We start from the raw sequence: 18,040 nt of genomic DNA on the forward strand, positions 1-18,040 counted from the left end.
GCCTTAACGAATTACTATTATATAGAACGGAGCTCTTCGAAGAGCATCAGGTGAAGATTATGATTGAAGTGAAACAATCCAAGTTGGGTGATGGTGGTGAGTTTAACCGCGGGGTATTTGCTACCGTTGATATTGCCAAAGGAATGCTTATCCATCAGGCACCCGTTGTGCCTTACCCAAATGAAGATCATGAGCATGTCGAAAAAACGATTTTGGAAGATTACGTGTTCGAATATGGGGCGAATCATACCGCCATTCTGCTCGGCTATGGCAGTCTGATCAACCACTCCTATGAACCTAACGCTACTTATGATATCAATTTTGATAACCATACCTTTGACTTCTACGCTTATACAGACATCAAAGCTGGCGAAGAAATCGTGATCAATTACAACGGTGAGGAAGACAGTATGGACCCGTTATGGTTCCTGGACGATTACGAGGAGCGTATGCTGGAGTTCAATAAGTCCAATGATGATGAGGTTGAAAAAGAGACCGAACCCCATTCCCTGGATACGGACACGAGTAAATAAACGTTAAACTCAAGTAAAGTTCGCAAGCACTCTATTGTATGTGCGAAAAGAACTCACTGACCCCGTTGAATGATGAAATGAGTAACTGGAGACTTTTCACAGTCCAAAGTTTAAACACACAAATAAGCAAGTCCTCCGTTAATGGAAGACTTGCTTATTTGTGTTGTCTTGCTTTCTAAGCCAGATACACCTGTTCATGTTTCATTGTTTATCGTGCATCTGAACTTGTTTTAATCTGTAATCGGCGGATCTGTATGCAAGTCTTGATCGGGTGTCGTGGATCTCCACTTGGTAAAGGCTACCTCGAACCCTGCACGCTTTGGTGAACACAAAAATGGACCTGCGTGTTTGTTCGTTGGATAGGCAAACCGTGCAACCCGAATCGTACGCCAAGGATGCTCATCTGTGCGAGCACGAATGACAACAGCCTCATTGCTGTAGGAGGCTCTGATTGTTACGATTCGTCCACCCCACTCTGGCACAGGAGAGAGTGACCAATCCGAATATGTATCCGTCACGACGGCTCCAACATGTGCCACGCCATCATTGACCTCAACTCCGGCCTTGATCCATTGGTCTTCTCCGTACCATAACATTAGTCCCGCCTGATCATACAATTCGGTGAATGAGCTTAGATCAAACGATACCTCAATCGCTTCCGTTCCGTCCCATGGAGCAAGCATGGCATGTCCATCCCGATGACAGAACCCGTAGAATGTGTTCTCCCAGAAATCACTGCCTTCCCGAGCTTCCACAACGAAACGATCCCCATCCATCCGTGCAGCAACGGGTTCCTTAGTCCACTTGCCTTCATGAAGCCCAATAAAATCCGATGACATCGTTGTTTTCATCCTTTCTTCCGTCCCAAAGGGGAGTTCATCCTCACTTCATCACTTCTAAATTAAAGAACCCAGATCCGATGCAGCAGTAGGATATGCAAAATTCATGGTGTTTAACTGATCGATAGTCAGATTGAACTGAATCGCCATTGCAAAAAGGTTGATCAATTCTTCTGTTTTGCTCCCGAGCACATGCGCACCCAGAATACGTCCGGTTGATTTATCGATCACCACTTTGGCCATGGCAAATTTTTCATGAGTTCGCTTGTAAGTATACCATTTCGACATATCATTTACCTGCACCTCGTAGCCCTCTTTCTTGGCTTGTTCCGTGCTCATACCTACAGCTCCAAGGGCAGGGACAGTAAACACAATAGAAGGCATCACTTTATAATTTGGTTTGTGTTGATTTCCCTCCAACAAATTGAACGATACAGCCCGGGATTCCTGACCTGCTAACGGGGTTAAAGGCAACCCTTTTGTATCCGTTACATCGCCAGCAGCATACACTCTCGGATTACTTTCACTTTGCAAGTACTCGTTCACCGTAATCCCCTTTTTGCTGTAGCTGACGTTGGCTTTCTCCAATTCCAGCCCATCCACATTAGGAACACGCCCGGCTCCATGAACGACAAGTCCGCACTGCCACTGGTGATCTGCACCATTACGTGTGCCATGAACGACATAGGCGTTCCCCTCTTGCCGTATGGACTTCACCTCCGCGTTCAAGTGAACATGAATGCCGATCTCTTTTGATTTTTGCAGCAAACATTCTACCAGTTCCGCATCAAACGACTTCAGCGGTTGCTCACTCCGATGCAGTATATGAACTTCCGTCCCGGCTCTGGCCGCAATATGCGCAAACTCAAATGCAATGTATCCACCGCCTACCAGAACTAATCGATCCGGCAGCTGTTCCAGATCCAGAAAGTCATCACTATATATAAGATGCTCTGAGCCCTCAATCTCAAGTGGCGCAGGTGTTGCACCGGTAGCAATCAGGATGTGTTTGCCATGGAGCACTTCTTCTCCAACTTGAATATGATTTTCATCGACAAATGAAGCTTTACCATGGAACGTATCCATTCCAGCCTGTTTGAATTGATCTTCACTTGCTCTAGGTATGCTTTCGGTAAAGGTGCGTTTAAAGGCCTTAAGTTCAGACCAGTTGATGGTCGCCTGTCCCTGAATTCCTTTCCCTTGCATCCGTTCATTCCAGTCAATCAGCTCAGCCGCTCCAGCCAGCACTTTCTTGGGATCACAGCCACGCAGTGCACACGTTCCGCCGAACTCCCGTTCATCAATTACAGCGATTCTCCAGCCAGCTTCAGCGCAACGGGTGATTACAGAGCTTGCCGCGCTTCCTGTGCCAATCGCAATCAAGTCATACGTTTCTTGTGTCATCATGGTTCCTCCTCATCCTTTTGGTACATCTATTGCAGGTATGCCTGAAGTTACAGCAATCCAGCCTGTTTAAGGTACTCTGCTGCAACCTGTTCAGGATTCGCTCCCTCTACGTTCACGTCATAGTTCATCTGACGCATCTCATCATCCGTAATTTTGCCAGCAAGCTGATTCAGCACCTCAACCAGTTGTGGATATTGATCTGCCGTTTCTTGACGAAGCATCGGCGCGCCTTGATACGGTGGAAATAACTCCTGATCATCCTCCAGCACAACGAGTTCATATTGTCTCAACTCACTGTCTGTGGAGTAAGCATCAACGAGATTAATATCTCCGCGCTGAAGAGCACCATAGCGAAGCTTGGGTTCCATTGTTGCAACGTTCGGGAATTCAATCCCATACTTTTTCTGTATGCCAAGGTATCCGTCTTCCCGATCCGAGAATTCAAGTGTGAATCCTGCTTTGATCTGCTGCTCAACCGGTTTGAGATCCGAAATGGTTTTGAGATTGTATTGATCTGCGATGCTCTTTGGAACAGCCAACGTATACGTATTGTTGTAATCCATAGGGTTCAGCAGCACCATGTTGAACTGGCTCAGCATTCCATCTCTTGCCTGTTCGTACACCTCTGTCCGATCGGTGCTCACTGCCGTTTCCTTCATGAATTCGGAGATCGCTGTCCCCGTGAATTCGGGATAGATGTCAATATCACCCGACTTGAGTGCATTGAAAAGGAATGGCGTTTTGCCTAATCCGGGTTTTAGTTCAACGGTCAGGTCTGTATCTTTTTCGATTAACAATTTGTACATATTAATGAGAATTTCGGGTTCCGCCCCCAATTTCCCGGAAATGACGAGATCCTTCTGACCACCACGTGCCACGAAGGGAATGGTAATCACAAGTATCGCGATTATTGCCAGCGAACCAAGGGTAACCAATGTTTTCTTAAAGGATAACCGCTGGAACTGACGTAATAGTACATCAAACAAAATAGCCAGCAATGCGGCCGGAATGGCTCCAAGGATGATCAATGCCGTATCGTTCCGATCAATGCCCAGCAAGATTAATGCACCCAAACCTCCTGCGCCGATCAAGGCAGCAAGTGTCGCCGTTCCTACAATAAGCACCATAGCGGTCCGAATTCCGGCCATAATGACAGGCATCGCCAGTGGCAGTTCCACTTTGATTAGACGTTGCCAACTATTCATGCCCATCGCATTCGCTGCTTCCACCATGGAAGGATCAACTTCGGATATGCCTGTGTACGTGTTGCGGAGTACGGGAAGCAGTGCATACACAACCAGTGCAATGATTGCAGGAAGTGTGCCTATGCCGAATAACGGGATGAGCAATCCGAGAAGCGCCAAGGACGGTATCGTCTGCAACACAGCTGTAACCCCGATAATTGGTTCAGCCACTCTTGGTTTGCGAGTAAGGTATATACCAAGCGGAATAGCGATTAGGACAGCAAAGAACAATGCGATAAATGAGATCTGAATATGTTCCAGTAGAGCAGACAACAACTGACCTTTGCGCTCACTGAACACCTCCGTGAACCTACTCATGTCCTTCACCTCGTTCCTGTAACTGACCAGACCAGTATTTCATCAGATCAACTCGACTGATCTCGCCAATAATCTGGCGGTTACGTTCAACCAGCAGATGGTCATGGGAAGCCATGATATCAACTAATTCCGTTAACGTAATGGATACAGGAACGGCAGTTTTGGCTGATTTTGGCACATGACCCGGTGAGAGTGGTGACATGATGGATTCGAGATCAAAATCAGATTGTGAACTCGTATCGGTGTTAGGACTTCCAACAAATTCACGTACGAAATCATTAGCTGGCTGTCGGATCAGTTCTTCCGGGGTACCTACCTGCAAAACCTGTCCATCCTTCATAATGCAGATGCGATCCCCCAGCTTCATCGCTTCCTGAATATCATGGGTGACAAACACAATTGTTTTTTTCATCTGACGCTGGATATCCAGAATATCGTCCTGTAATTTCTCCCGACTCATTGGATCGAGTGCACTGAACGGTTCATCCATCAAAACTATCTCGGGATCGGCAGCGAGTGCACGCAACACACCAATTCTCTGCTGTTGTCCTCCGGATAACTCGGACGGTTTACGCTCACTGTACGTATCTCCGTGCAAACCCACCATGTCCAGTAACGTATGTACACGCTCCTTGATTTGATCTGACTTCCACTTTCGGAGTTCAGGAACAACTGCAATATTTTCGGCAATTGTCATATGCGGGAATAGTGCAATCTGTTGCAGCACATATCCTATATTCCAGCGCAATTCGTGAATGTTGTATTCATCGATTGGGCGTTCATTAATGCGCACTGTTCCATCTGTTCGTTCAATCAGGCGATTGATCATTTTGAGCATGGTGGTTTTGCCACATCCACTCGGACCAATCATGACAAACAGTTCTCCCTTGTTAATGTTGAGGTTAACCTGACGCAAAGCCGTTGTTCCATCAGGATATTGTTTTGATACATTTTCGAACTGAATCATTCGCTCTCTTCGCCCCTTTATCTAGGGCGTGTTTCAGACACGCCCTAACATTCATCTTCATCTATTTCCCCAAAAGTGTGTTCGTATAATCACTGCTTTCCTTAGTGTCCCTGGTTAGGGAGAGATCCATATTCGAATCAACGATGTCAACATGCTGGTAGACATGCAAAAAGACGGGCACTAGGCACCGTCTTCTCATAATATGAAAATGTTTCTTCCATTATTTCCATACTTCCATATGATTCTGAATAAATTGCTCGAATGAAATTGGGTTATTCCCCGTTAATTTTTTCACCGTATCCGTCGTCTGATCTTCTCTCCCCTCCTCCCGGATAGGCACATCCAGTCCTGCGAGGGCAGCAGCGTATTCTTCTGACATTCCTGCGCGAATCATGCTGTTCCTCAATTCATCATCGGACAAAGATTCATGCTGGATGGACTGACCCAGTACACGGCTCAAGACGTCTGCAACCTGTCCATAGGACAACGTCTCCGGCCCTGTAATGATATGCTCCGTATTATGAGGAACAACATCTGTTAGAGCATGGAAGGCCACCGCCGCGATGTCATCTGCACTAACAAATCCAATTTTTCCGTTACCCGTAGCACTGTAAATTTTCCCGAGTTGCTTCGTCGTCTCCCGATGCGGTCCCTCCGTGAAGTTCTCCATAAAATAGGAAGGCTGCAATACAGCCCACTCAGGAGCATGGGCTTTTATATACTGATGTACTTTGCCAAATATAGGACCATTCTCATCGATCGAAGCACTGCCAAGCAAGACAAATCGCTTAATTCCGCTCCATAATGCTTCCTTGATGAACGGAATCATGACGTCTTCTGGGTTCATGTCCATGACTGGCATGACAAGGTACACCTGATTCACATTTTTCAGCGCCAGCGCATATGTCTCGGAATCATACCAATCAAAATAGACATAATTATCGGCAGAACCAGAAAGAGATGGTTTAGTTCTTCCTGCCAAACGCACCGGATAATGATGCTTTTGAAGTATGGCCGCAACACGGCTTCCTGTCTTTCCATTAGCTCCGGTAATAAGTGTCAACGGTTTATCATTGATCATGCTTGTTTCCTCCTTCAGTTTTGTTTGGTGTTTTTCCAGACCAATCGGTCTATAATAGTCAAAAAATAAACGCCTTAAGCGTCCATTTTCAAGAAAACGTAAAGAATTCTTACTCAAATCATGTAAAACGTTAATCCAAAGCCCTTAGGGTCATCTGTACAAAATCTCGTAGCGCTTCTGCGCTTGCACTGCTCTTCGCTGTAAAGGTCAATGAGAGTCGGGAATAATTAAGAACACGGGCAAGCCCGGGCAATTCTTCCTCAGCGTGCCTCAATTCGCCACTCCTCTGGCCTCGTAACAGCGCAGTATGGAAAACATCTTCCATTTGTTGGTTAGTGGTTTGAATAAAGACCGCGATTTCGTGATTTTGTGGTGCCTGTTCAACCGCGCTATTAATGATGAAACATTCATTACGACGTTCGTTGTCTGTCAACACGTTAACCGCTTCGTTGAACAACTCGGTCACGCCTTGCCTCACACTTGTACATTCATTTAATAGTCTGATTCCCGCTTCTGTCTTCTGCTGAATATAGAATTTAAGAGCAGAGACAAATAAATCATGTTTAGTTCCGTAGGTGTCATACAGGCTTTGCCGCGCAATGCCAAGTTCACTCAGCAGTAAGCTCAAAGATGTACCTTCATAACCGTACGCTCCAAATACAGACGTTGCTTTTCTTAGAACAGTCTCCGTGTCGAACTCCTTAGCTCTTCCCAATTTAAGACCTCACCTCCCTATTCATTAACTAAAGAATACCTTTTCCAGACTGATCAATCAAGAAAATAAATGCTTTGATTTTTGCCAAAGTGGTATAATGGGAATAGAAGCTGAATGAATTCTTTTACCATTTACCAACCATGACCACATATAAAGGAGTGTACCTATATGTATATTCAAATTACAGATTTGGCTGCAAAACGATTGACGGAAAGCTTGAATGACCAACCTGGATATTTCAAAGTGATCTATGACTTGGAAGGTTGCGGATGTAACGGAGTTATCGCTATTATCATTGTTGATGAACTTGCGGCTCTCGACGCGCAGATTGAAACCAATCTGGTTCCGTTCTATGTTGATCCGAAGCAGCAGCTTAACCTAGAACAACACATGAAGCTGGATACGGAAGAAAATTATCCTTCTTTTAAACTAAGCAGTGATTCTGGTGTGCTCAGCGCCAACGTTCGCGTTCGTGACACCCGTGCAGTAACTGCAGGAAGCTCCGGTGGATCCGACGCCTGCATGCTGTAACACAGTCTCCAGCATACTTGAAGTAATCTAGCATTATCTTTCTTCACAACAAAAGCCGTTGCATCTAATGCAACGGCTTTTTTAACGTGCTTTTCTTTATATGCCTCTATCAGAGTTGAAGAAGAAGAAGAAGAAGAATCTAGCAAACTTTGTTTACAACTCGGAAACAATTGGAGAACCTATGGATATAATCCTCTAGTATACTCGGTATATAGATTCATATATTCCGAGGAGGAACACACATCATGAAACCTTTTACTCGTAAATCCATCATATCTACAATTCTCGTAGGCTCTGTTGTAGCAGGTTCTGCTTTTACTACGTTTCCCATCACTTCAAGCCTGAATCCCGTCGCGTCTGCTGCAAGCTCCAGCTTCACTCAATTTCTGCATGATAATGCACCTGGTCGTACGATCAAAACGATTAAAAATGTGGCAACTGTGACCAATGTGTCCAGTACGGTTGTACTTGTCAATAAAAAGAGAAATCTGCCTTCAACTTATGCACCTCAAGATTTGGTTGTACCTAATATTCCTTTTAGCTTCTCAGGTTCCAGTCCGAAGAAACAAATGCGTAAAGTGGCTGCAACCGCGATTGAAAAATTATTTGCGGCTGCCAAAAAAGACGGCATCGATATCAAAGCGGTGTCTGGCTATCGCTCTTATGCGACCCAGAAATCGATCTTTGACCGTAATGCCAGCATCAAAGGTGAAGCTGTTGCCAATAAAACAAGTGCTCGACCAGGACAAAGCGAACATCAAACGGGTCTAGCCATGGATATCTCCAGCGCTTCGGCCGGTTACGATCTTCAGCAAAGCTTTGGCAACACCAAAGAAGGCAAATGGCTGAAAGCCAATGCCCACAAGTACGGTTTCATCATCCGTTATGGCAAAGATCAGGAGAAATTGACTGGTTACTCCTATGAGCCATGGCATGTACGTTATGTCGGAGTATATATTGCTGGTGAGATTACCAACCAGAAACTTACGCTGGAGCAGTATTTGGAACGTGCCAAATAAGGCAAGTTTGAACCCAAAGCTTAGACAGTTATAATTATGTGTTTAGATAAAAGAAGCGTGACTATAGATAACATGACTGAAGGAGAAGATGGGGCCGCAACTGGCCCTCTTCTGCTTCAATTTTTCATTTACACACTTCATCATGTCCCAACGATTTTTCTAAAGACCAGTGGCAGTCTCTTCAGACCTTCTGTTCCAGCCCAAGAGCCTACTCCAGCAAGTATTACATTATGGCACAAATAAAGTGCGACATTGTACACGATAGGGCCTAGAATAATCTCCACGACTACAAAACGTTTTAACGTCGAAGATTGGATCACATATACCCGAAATTCATGAGGGTCATGTCCTCCCATATACTTTGCGATCAATGCTTTCATGAATCACCTCTAGTGTTTTATTTTAGCGTATGGCAGACGATCCTTGTCTTATTCTAAAATAATACTTACATAAAGTAACTAAGTGTGTTATAGTCAGTTTATAAATCATACATAAGCGAGGGAAACTACCATGAGTGAGTTGGAGAATCTAGTCAAAAACCGTAGATCGGCCGTTATTTTTGAAGAAGGAATTGAAATTTCGGATTCGGAACTGCAAGAAATGTTTGCCCTGAATAAATTTGCACCATCTGCCTTTAACCTACAACACACGCACTATCTTGTAATTAAAGACGAGGAACAGAAAGAGAAAGTCTATGAAGCTTCCCAGCAATATAAGGTAAAAACAGCTTCTGCGGTCATCGTGGTATTGGGCGACGTCAATGCGCATCATCATATCCGTACTATTAACGAAGGCCTGCTGAACCTGGGCGCTCTTACTCCGTTCCAATACGAGCAGGAATCCCAAAGTGTCACCGAGTTTTACGAATCTCGTGGCAGATTCTTCCAACGTGAGGATGCGATTCGCAATGCCAGCCTGTCTGCCATGCAATTGATGCTGATCGCTCAGGATCGCGGTTGGGACACTTGTCCAATGATTGGTTTTGACTCGGAAGAACTGCAACGGAGTCTGGAAATCCCTAACCATTACGTACCGGTTATGCTGATCACCATCGGCAAAAAGTCGGAAGCCAAACAGCGCCCACGCGGTTACCGTAAACCGATTAACGAATATGTTAGCTTCAACAAAATGCACGCTGAATAACATATTATATAAGTTGAACTAACATTTACACGATAACGGAGAGGACAGAAAAAACCTGAAAAAGCGAAGCGTTCGCCTAAAAGCTTTCTGAAAGAAAGCTGCATCGGAAGCATACGCTATCCCCGGATTTCCCCTTTAGAAAAGGAATGGAAATAAAATCTGGGGATAACAGCGATTGGAAGGTTGTTCTGTCATCGTAGTGTCAGTGTAAATAATCTTTAGTTCAACAAAGCAAAAAAGCCACGATCTCGTGGCTTTAATACGTTTCATAGATCAACGTATCCAACATGTGAAATTCATGGTCAAACTCCGCATATATGTACAGTCGACCAGCAGGTGTATCCCCCGCATCATAACCCAATCGGAAATATTGATCTCCCTGAAATTCTGCATCAGCCAAAATCAATGTATTGATATCTTCGTCCGGATGAGCCTCGGCAATGGTTTTAAGTGCCTGCTCACCTAGCATGTCCCACCGTTTCCACGTCTCTTCCATATATGGGGACAATATTTCCATCTCTGTCTTGGTTGAAACCTGTGCAGTGACTACCAGTTCTTTATCCTGAATAAGTAAGCTCATCTGATAGTTGGACATCGAGACGTCATACTGAAACAACCCCATACCCGGAACTTCATGATTGGATTCAAACATTAGATTATCTGCATACTGCAGTCTTTCCAGCTTGGGATTAGCGCTATAATCCAACTCGGTTAATTTGTTCTCGGAACAGTACAACTCTTTTAGTTGTACGTTATGGCGAATATCCAGCTTGCTAATATGATTGTTAAAACAACGGACACTCTCTAAAACCATATTTGAACGAAAATCCAACTGTTTGATATGATTGTGGTTACAACGAAGTTCAATCAAGTTTGGACAACTTGTTACATCAAGTTCTAACATGTAATTGTTGGCGCAATCAAGTCGCCGCAGTTGCTTATTGTGTTCAAGTTCAAGTGAGAAAAGAGCGTTATAACTGCAACTAAGTTCCTCCAACTGCTCAAGGGGCTCCGAAGCCAGCTCCGACAACATATTCCAATGACACTCCACCGTTATAAGTTTGGAATTATGAGAAAGATCCAATTTGCGAAGTCGATTAAAACTGCAATCCAGCACCTGCAATTCCGAATTGGAGCGGAGGTTCAGTGTAAGAAGCTGATTCTCTCTGCAACGTAATATCCTCAGCTTGTGATTCTGAGCCAGATCCAAACTGGTCAATTGATTATAGGCACAATCCAGCTCTTGAAGACCCCTGAAATACTCGATTCCATCAAGATTGCTAATATTGTGATTTGAGAGTTCTAATATCTCAACCTCATGAACGTCACTTTCCTTAATGAAATCCCGCTGCTCACAAAAACGATCCAACACAACTTGCCTGAAATGTTCATCCGTGAAGGCATAAGTAATATCCATGTTTAACTCCTCCCCCTCTCGTTTTGCTCTATTGGAACAGTCTTCCAACATATTATCACTATTCTATGAGTTTCGTCGCCAGGATTCAACAATTACCTAAGCAAATTTTTTTATACCATGTTAGCATCCAACATGTAAGAGAAATCGTACAGAGAGGAAGATTTTAATGGAAATGGTTATCGAAAACCTCCCGTCATATCGTATCGCCTATGTTCGACAAGTCGGTCCTTACGGTCCAGCCAATGCTCAAGCGATGAATACGCTGAAACAATGGGCAGACAAAAAACAACTGCTTCATGAATCAGCAATTTTATTCGGTATTCCACAAGATGACCCGGCGAGCACACCTCCTCAGAACTGCAGATATGATGCCTGTATTGTTATCACTGAATCTGAACGTCTGGAAGATGAGTTTGTTGAGATAGGCGAGTTATCAGGCGGAGATTATCTCATCTGTAAAGTGAAGCACACGGCAGAAGCTATTCAGCAAGCATGGAATGTGATCATCCCTCATTTACAAACAAGTGGTTATCGGATGGACAACAAGCCGGTTATAGAACGATATCGTTGGGAGCTGCTCAATCAGCATTATTGCGAGATATGTGTGCCTGTAAGACCTGTGTAATCCATGTTACGAGGAAAAAAAAGTGACTTCAAATTGAAGTCACTTTTTCGTTCAGGTAATATTACTGCTACTATTTATGTTGAACTAATCATTTACACGATAACGGAGAGGACAGAAAAAACCTGAAAAAGCGAAGCGTTCGCCTAAAAGCTTTCTGAAAGAAAGCTGCATCGGAAGCATACGCTATCCCCGGATTTTCCCCTTCGGAAAAGGGAATCAAAAAAATTCTGGGGATAACAGCGATTGGAAGGTTATTCTGTCATCGTAGTGTCAGTGTAAATAATCTTTAGTTCAACTTATATAACTAGATTAGAAATTAAAATGCCCAGTTGCCTTTACGGAATACCGGCTCGATTGTACCATCCTGTAACTCACCATCGATATCCAGCTCAGCGGAACCGATCATGAAATCCACATGAGTCAAGCTCACATTGCACTCATGCTTCAGCAATTCTTCGTTCGACATGGTTGTGCCATCTTTCATGTTGAATGGATACGCACTTCCCACAGCCAAATGGCAGGATGCATTTTCGTCAATACCCGTATTGTAGAAAATGCGATTCAGGTTGGAAATCGGGGAGTCATGTGGTACGAGTGCGACCTCACCCAGATAACGTGCTCCTTCATCGGTGGCAAACAGGTTCTTCAAATGCTCTTCACCGGATGCTGCCGTAAACGCTACAACCTGTCCATCCTTGAATGTGATTCTCATCTGGTCTACCAGTTGCCCGTTCAGGTTCAAAGGCATGGTGCTGCTAACATACCCATTCACTCCACTGCGCTTAGGCATGGTGAATACTTCTTCAGTCGGCATATTGGCGACCGTGTATACACCTTGTTTATTTTCGCTACCACCGCCACCCCAGATGTGGTTGTGGACCAATTCAATTTTCAGGTCTGTACCTGGCGCACGGTAATGCAGACTCTTATAGTTCTTTTTGTTCAGGAGATCACTCATGGTATTCAGGGTATCCAGATGTTCTCTCCAATTTTGTACGGCGTCTCCGCCATCTACACGGTTCATTTTGAAGATCGTTTCCCACATCACGTTGATTCGGTCTTCTTCCGGGATGTCGGCAAATACTTTGTTCGCCCAAGCCTTGGTCGGTGCTTTGATCAGACACCAGCTAATTTCATGGTTGCGTGTGTATTTGGCATATCCGCGACGTGCGTGTGCAGCTGCCTTGGTAGCACGGGAAACGCTGTCGGAGTCAATTCCGTTATACAGTTCAGGATCTGGAACTTTAATCGTCAGGGTAGCGCCGCCTGCTTCTGCAAACTTCTCCATCATATCCGCTTTCCAGGCTGGATAGTAGTCAAAGCTGTCATTGGAACCATGCTCAAAACGACTGCGGGTAATGTTGTCGTCATCGAAGTCCACTTGTACATAGTTGGCACCAGCCGCATAGGCTTTTTGCACAATAAGACGTGTGAATTCAAGCGTTTCGATCGGTGCAGTAACGAGCAGATCCTGTCCTTTTTGAATATTCACGCCAACTTTAACTACTAGTTCTGCGTATTGTTCCAATGACTTTTCAAAGGTTTGTTCAAATTGACTCATGGTTGTGTTCACTCCTGTTTCATATATTATGGCATGGTTTGCAAACTTGGGATCTGTTGAGTGGCCGTTACAGCGAAGGATCGTTCTTTAGATCGTCGTTGTCTCCAAATTTTCTTCATCGTATTTTTCAAAGGTTAAAATTCGGAGACAAATACGACCGCTTTCGCTTCTGCAGAATCGATTCCTTCTCTTTCACTACGCAGGCACAATCCCCAAAATTTCATCTATACAAAATGATCTAACTATTACGTTTTTCTTGTTCACGTAACTCGATCCGGCGGATTTTACCAGAGTTAGTCTTTGGCAGATCCGTAACAAATTCGATCTTACGTGGATATTTATAAGGTGCTGTGATTTCTTTGACATGGTGCTGCAATTCACGCATTAATTCCGGTGAAGCCAAGGAATCATCTCGCAGTACGACAAATGCTTTCACCACATTGCCACGGATCTCATCTGGACTTGCAACCACCGCACATTCCTTCACACTCGAGTGTTTCATGAGTGCTTCTTCCACTTCAAATGGTCCAATCGTGTAACCCGAACTGATGATGATATCGTCACTGCGACCTTCAAACCAGAAGTATCCTTCTTCGTCTTTGCGTGCACGGTCCCCTGTTACAAAATAATCGCCACGCTGACTCGCTTCCTTCCGTCCCTCATCCTGATAATAGGACCGGAACAAAGCTGGCATCTCTTTGTGTACGGCGATATCTCCTACTTCACCCGGAGGCACAGGTTGTCCTTCATCGTCAATAATTTCAATCAATCCAGGTGTAATCGACTGACCCATGGAGCCAATACGTACAGGCGCATCTTTGAGACTGCCGATTAACAACGTGCTCTCGGTCTGTCCATATCCGTCCCGAATAGTCAGGTCAAAATGACGCTGGAAGATTTCAATAACTTCCTGATTGAGCGGTTCACCCGCTGAAACAGCACTGCGCAGATGAGACAGGTCATAATGTCCAAGATCATCTGCTTTGGCCATCAACCGATATTCTGTTGGTGTACAGCAAAGGACATTAATCTGATGTTCCTGCATCAGTTCCAGATAACGCTTGGGCTGGAATGATCCATTGTAGACCAGTCCAGTCGCGCCTCTTCCGAGTACCGACAGGAACGGGCTCCAGATCCATTTTTGCCAGCCAGGTGCAGCCGTTGCCCATACGGTATCTGAAGGTTGAATATCCAACCATAATGAAGAAGCGATCCGCAGGTGGGCATATCCCCAACCGTGGCTATGTACAACTCCTTTGGGATTACCAGTTGTGCCCGAAGTATAAGCAAGGATAGCCGTATCATCACGATGAGTCTCCACCGCAGCCATCTCTTCGGGTTGATTCTGCATTAACTGATGCACATTGACCCAACCTTCAGCAGGTACGCTAACTTCTTCATTCGGTGATGCCACGATGCGATATGCCAGTGACGGCAGATCCGCGTCCATCTTTTCCACTTCTGAGGTCGTCTCGGACCATACAATAACAGCCCGCGCCTCAGAGTGACGCAGACGATATTCCAGATCTTTTGCCCGTAACATCTCGGAGGAAGGAATAACGGCAATCCCCAGTTTAAGACAAGCAATATAAATGACATAGGCAATAATACGGCGTGGTACCATGACCAACACCCGATCACCCTTCTCTAGTCCAAGTTCACGCAAACCTCCAGCAAGACGATTCGCCTGCTTGAATAATTCACCATACGTGATCTCTCCCAATTCTCGTTGATCGCTGAGCCATCTAAGTGCAATCCGGTCTGATGGATGATTCTCCATCTCGGATGTCAGGTTATAGCTTTCAGGCGAAATCCACTGTTCAAAGTTCAAATGGAGCCTCTCCTTCGTAGTTCAATTGTAAAGCTTCTATATATTATACCCTAAATCCTAGGACCAGGTGCTATGAACTAGGTTCATTCTGAAAAAATAAACATAGGTCAATTAATGAACTATTATAATAGATCTTATCCTATAATGAAAATGACATATACAAAATGGCGCCTTCCTGATTGATCAGGTAGGCGCCATTTTCATTCTTCATTTATATTACATTAGTTTTACCTAACTATAATTTTCACACAGCTATACTGTGTATGTTACCACGGATAATTACCCATTCCGTCCAAAATGCTTTCGATCTCATTCAACTCTTCCGTTGTCAGATCCGGTGCGCTGAGCGCAGCTACATTTTCTTCAATCTGGGACACACGGCTTGCCCCAATCAATGCAGAAGTTACACGGTTACCACGCAAAATCCAGTTCAGAGCCAGTTGGGAGATCGTTTGACCTCTTCGCTCCGCAACCGCCTGAAGTGCATCGAACTTGGCAATCCGTTCGTCCGTATATGCTTCTTTTTTCAAATTTCCTGTTGGATTGACGCGTTCTTCCTTGATCTTGTCGACATATTTATTCGTCAACTGACCGCGGCCGAGTGGACAGAACGCAATGGAACCTACGCCTTGCTCATCCAGTACGTCCTGCAAACCGTCTTCAATCCAGCGATTCAGCATCGAGTAGTTTGGCTGATGAACCAGACATGGCGTACCCAGACGACGCAGAATGGTTACCGCTTCTTGTGTCTGTTCTGCATTATAATTGGACAAGCCTACATACAGTGCTTTACCTTGCCGCACGATATGATCCAGCGCCGTCATCGTTTCTTCCAATGGCGTGTCCGGATCTGGACGGTGATGATAGAATATGTCCACATAGTCCAGCCCCATCCGACCAAGACTTTGATCAAGACTGGCAATCAGGTTTTTGCGGGAGCCCCACTCGCCGTAAGGTCCACTCCACATATGGTAGCCTGCCTTAGACGAGATGAGCAGTTCATCCCGGTAAGGAAGAAGATGTTTTTTGTAAATCACGCCAAAGTTCTCTTCCGCTGATCCTGGAGGTGGACCATAGTTATTCGCCAGATCGAAATGGTTAATTCCGAGGTCAAAGGCACGCAAAATCATTTCTTCCTGAATATCCAATGTACGGTTGCCACCAAAGTTCTGCCATAAACCCAGCGCAATTTGCGGCAGTCTGATTCCGGATTTGCCGGAACGTACATATTTCATCTCATCATATCGTTGTTCACTCGCAGTATAGGGCATCGTTATTCTCACTTTCCTGTAAGGTTTGTTGAATTCCTTTTCATCTTAGACATTTTCCTGGATAAACGATATGGCATTTCACTTTGAACATATGGAATAATGATTGTTATCTATATATACTAATGTTAAATAATTAATCTTTTCAGCTATTTAGTATGTTAAAATGCAAGATGAGACGAAATCGTACAGGAGTGAATACCCTTGATTACGTATATGTTCAAAAACAATCATTTTCAGGAGCTTCAGCTCCTACATTATGGTACGGAAGCCTGTACACCAGGTCACCACTTTGGTCCTGCCATGAGAGACTATTACAAAATTCATTATATCTTGAATGGTAAAGGCACCTTCGAAGTGGGAGGCAAAACGTACAACCTGCACAAAGGTCAAGGTTTTCTAATCGTTCCGCATTCTGTTGTTCATTACCAAGCAGATCAGGATGACCCCTGGGAATACAGCTGGGTTGCTTTTCAAGGCAGCAACAGTCCATCCTTTTTACAGCAGGCTTGTCTGTCAGAGCATCACCCGATCTTTGAGCTGGGTAATGAGGATGACGAGATGCGATCCTGCCTGCACCGAATGATCAATTCCCGCAATACTCACAAAGGCTGGGAGATTAGCATGACTGGTTTGCTGTATCAATTCTTCTCCATTTTGATTGATCAGGCTAATTCAGAGCATCTTCAACCCATGCCGGATTATTCGAAGGAAACGTACGTTACACAGGTAATGGACTTCATTGAAATGAACTATGCCAATGCCGTTACCGTTCAGTCCATCGCGGCCCATGTCGGTTTACAGCGCAGTTACCTGTGCTCTCTCTTCAAGGATCAGATGGGAAGCAGCATTCAGTCGTATCTAGTTCATTACCGGATGCGCAGGGCAGCCGAACTGACGCTTGATCCCGGTCTGACCATTGGTGATATTGCCCGTTCTGTGGGCTACACCGATCAATTGCTTTTCTCCAAAATGTTCAAAAAAGTGATGGGCGAAGCTCCCACCTACTACCGCAAACATAAAACAGCACCCTCCCAGTTAAGTTGTTAATTGGGAAGGTGCTGTTTTTGTTAATCGTTTATCCTTACAATCGTTATTCCTTACATTCTTTTCATTGCTTTATACCGTCTCCGGCATGGATATGCCAACAACTTGCACTTTGATTTCATCGACCATAACGCCGGCTAATTGTTCTACAGCCTGTTGAACATTATGTTGAAGTTCACGACAGACCTCGTGCATCTTGTTACCATATTGAATGTTGATGCGCAGCTGGATGGTTGCCTGATCGTCTTTGACGTGTACGTCAATCCCTTTTTGCAGGCTCTTGCCGCTGATACTCTTGGCAATCCCTTCAGTCAGTCCAACGGACATGGAGGATACACCAGCCGTTGATTGAGCGGCCATCCCCACGATCTTGGATAACACATCGTTCGAGATGTGGATGGTACCCATTTGAACAGATTGAGGTGCAATATATTCAGGTTCATTGTATTGTTTTTCGATAATTTCAGACATGTGCTCCACTCCTTCGAATAATT

Annotated in this window: 18 protein-coding genes; 6 read left to right on the forward strand and 12 right to left on the reverse strand. The window is 44.7% G+C overall.

What is annotated here, in order from left to right; all coding sequences use genetic code 11:
• Positions 1-59: 59 nt before the first annotated feature.
• The gene (locus MHB71_RS11630; protein ID WP_340029653.1) at positions 60-533 is read left to right on the forward strand and encodes an SET domain-containing protein; all 474 of its coding nucleotides are present in this window, start codon (positions 60-62) and stop codon (positions 531-533) included.
• 230 nt (positions 534-763) lie between these two features.
• Here MHB71_RS11630 and MHB71_RS11635 read toward each other — a convergent pair whose 3' ends face one another.
• The 6 genes from MHB71_RS11635 to MHB71_RS11660 all read right to left on the reverse strand — a co-directional run bounded on the left by MHB71_RS11635 (position 764) and on the right by MHB71_RS11660 (position 7,104).
• Positions 764-1,384 (reverse strand): DUF1349 domain-containing protein, encoded by a 621-nt coding sequence (locus MHB71_RS11635; RefSeq protein ID WP_235200736.1) that lies wholly within the window; start codon positions 1,382-1,384, stop codon positions 764-766.
• A 45-nt stretch (positions 1,385-1,429) separates the two neighbouring features.
• Entirely contained in the window at positions 1,430-2,776 is a 1,347-nt protein-coding gene (locus MHB71_RS11640) for an NAD(P)/FAD-dependent oxidoreductase (protein ID WP_340030166.1), read from the reverse strand.
• Between the two features lie 50 nt (positions 2,777-2,826).
• Positions 2,827-4,341, reverse strand: coding sequence for an osmoprotectant update ABC transporter permease/substrate-binding subunit OpuFB (gene opuFB / locus MHB71_RS11645; protein WP_340029654.1), 1,515 nt, complete (start codon positions 4,339-4,341; stop codon positions 2,827-2,829).
• Positions 4,334-5,308 (reverse strand): ABC transporter ATP-binding protein, encoded by a 975-nt coding sequence (locus tag MHB71_RS11650; protein ID WP_076249515.1) that lies wholly within the window; start codon positions 5,306-5,308, stop codon positions 4,334-4,336. Before MHB71_RS11650 ends, opuFB begins: the two co-directional genes overlap by 8 nt.
• Positions 5,309-5,528: 220 nt before the next feature.
• Entirely contained in the window at positions 5,529-6,389 is an 861-nt protein-coding gene (locus tag MHB71_RS11655) for an ergot alkaloid biosynthesis protein (RefSeq protein WP_340029655.1), read from the reverse strand.
• 130 nt (positions 6,390-6,519) lie between these two features.
• The gene (locus MHB71_RS11660; protein WP_340029656.1) at positions 6,520-7,104 is read right to left on the reverse strand and encodes a TetR/AcrR family transcriptional regulator; all 585 of its coding nucleotides are present in this window, start codon (positions 7,102-7,104) and stop codon (positions 6,520-6,522) included.
• A gap of 168 nt (positions 7,105-7,272) precedes the next feature.
• On the opposite strand from MHB71_RS11660, the gene MHB71_RS11665 reads away from it, so the two are divergent.
• Together MHB71_RS11665 and MHB71_RS11670 are read left to right on the forward strand one after the other, a co-directional pair.
• Positions 7,273-7,635, forward strand: a complete 363-nt coding sequence (locus MHB71_RS11665; protein WP_076214772.1) for an iron-sulfur cluster biosynthesis family protein — start codon at positions 7,273-7,275, stop codon at positions 7,633-7,635.
• Positions 7,636-7,880: 245 nt separating this feature from the next.
• On the forward strand, positions 7,881-8,654 hold the full coding sequence (locus MHB71_RS11670; RefSeq protein WP_127545626.1) for a M15 family metallopeptidase: 774 nt from the start codon (positions 7,881-7,883) through the stop codon (positions 8,652-8,654).
• 140 nt (positions 8,655-8,794) lie between these two features.
• Here the strand turns inward: MHB71_RS11670 and MHB71_RS11675 are convergent, their stop codons facing one another.
• Entirely contained in the window at positions 8,795-9,034 is a 240-nt protein-coding gene (locus tag MHB71_RS11675) for a hypothetical protein (RefSeq protein ID WP_243391427.1), read from the reverse strand.
• A 130-nt stretch (positions 9,035-9,164) separates the two neighbouring features.
• Between MHB71_RS11675 and MHB71_RS11680 the strand changes: the two genes are divergently transcribed.
• Complete coding sequence (locus MHB71_RS11680; RefSeq protein ID WP_076214767.1) at positions 9,165-9,797, forward strand: nitroreductase family protein; 633 nt, start codon at positions 9,165-9,167, stop codon at positions 9,795-9,797.
• A gap of 256 nt (positions 9,798-10,053) precedes the next feature.
• On the opposite strand, the gene MHB71_RS11685 is transcribed toward MHB71_RS11680, so the two are convergent.
• Positions 10,054-11,214, reverse strand: coding sequence for a leucine-rich repeat domain-containing protein (locus MHB71_RS11685; protein WP_340029657.1), 1,161 nt, complete (start codon positions 11,212-11,214; stop codon positions 10,054-10,056).
• A gap of 166 nt (positions 11,215-11,380) precedes the next feature.
• Here MHB71_RS11685 and MHB71_RS11690 point away from each other — a divergent pair, with 166 nt between their 5' ends.
• Positions 11,381-11,839, forward strand: coding sequence for a GyrI-like domain-containing protein (locus tag MHB71_RS11690; protein WP_340029658.1), 459 nt, complete (start codon positions 11,381-11,383; stop codon positions 11,837-11,839).
• A gap of 316 nt (positions 11,840-12,155) precedes the next feature.
• Here the strand turns inward: MHB71_RS11690 and MHB71_RS11695 are convergent, their stop codons facing one another.
• From MHB71_RS11695 to MHB71_RS11705, 3 genes are all read right to left on the reverse strand, one after another.
• Positions 12,156-13,400, reverse strand: a complete 1,245-nt coding sequence (locus tag MHB71_RS11695; protein ID WP_036608587.1) for an aminopeptidase — start codon at positions 13,398-13,400, stop codon at positions 12,156-12,158.
• A 238-nt stretch (positions 13,401-13,638) separates the two neighbouring features.
• Positions 13,639-15,231 (reverse strand): acyl--CoA ligase, encoded by a 1,593-nt coding sequence (locus MHB71_RS11700; RefSeq protein ID WP_340029659.1) that lies wholly within the window; start codon positions 15,229-15,231, stop codon positions 13,639-13,641.
• Positions 15,232-15,497: 266 nt separating this feature from the next.
• Positions 15,498-16,502 carry an aldo/keto reductase gene (locus MHB71_RS11705; RefSeq protein WP_340029660.1) on the reverse strand — a complete coding sequence of 335 codons (1,005 nt, stop codon included), beginning with the start codon at positions 16,500-16,502 and terminating at the stop codon, positions 15,498-15,500.
• A gap of 201 nt (positions 16,503-16,703) precedes the next feature.
• On the opposite strand from MHB71_RS11705, the gene MHB71_RS11710 reads away from it, so the two are divergent.
• On the forward strand, positions 16,704-17,549 hold the full coding sequence (locus MHB71_RS11710; RefSeq protein ID WP_340029661.1) for an AraC family transcriptional regulator: 846 nt from the start codon (positions 16,704-16,706) through the stop codon (positions 17,547-17,549).
• Positions 17,550-17,618: 69 nt separating this feature from the next.
• Here MHB71_RS11710 and MHB71_RS11715 read toward each other — a convergent pair whose 3' ends face one another.
• Complete coding sequence (locus tag MHB71_RS11715) at positions 17,619-18,017, reverse strand: Asp23/Gls24 family envelope stress response protein (protein WP_047842725.1); 399 nt, start codon at positions 18,015-18,017, stop codon at positions 17,619-17,621.
• Positions 18,018-18,040 lie beyond the last annotated feature (23 nt).

The sequence above is a fragment of the Paenibacillus sp. FSL H7-0940 genome (assembly GCF_037979415.1).
Classification (GTDB): domain Bacteria; phylum Bacillota; class Bacilli; order Paenibacillales; family Paenibacillaceae; genus Paenibacillus; species Paenibacillus amylolyticus.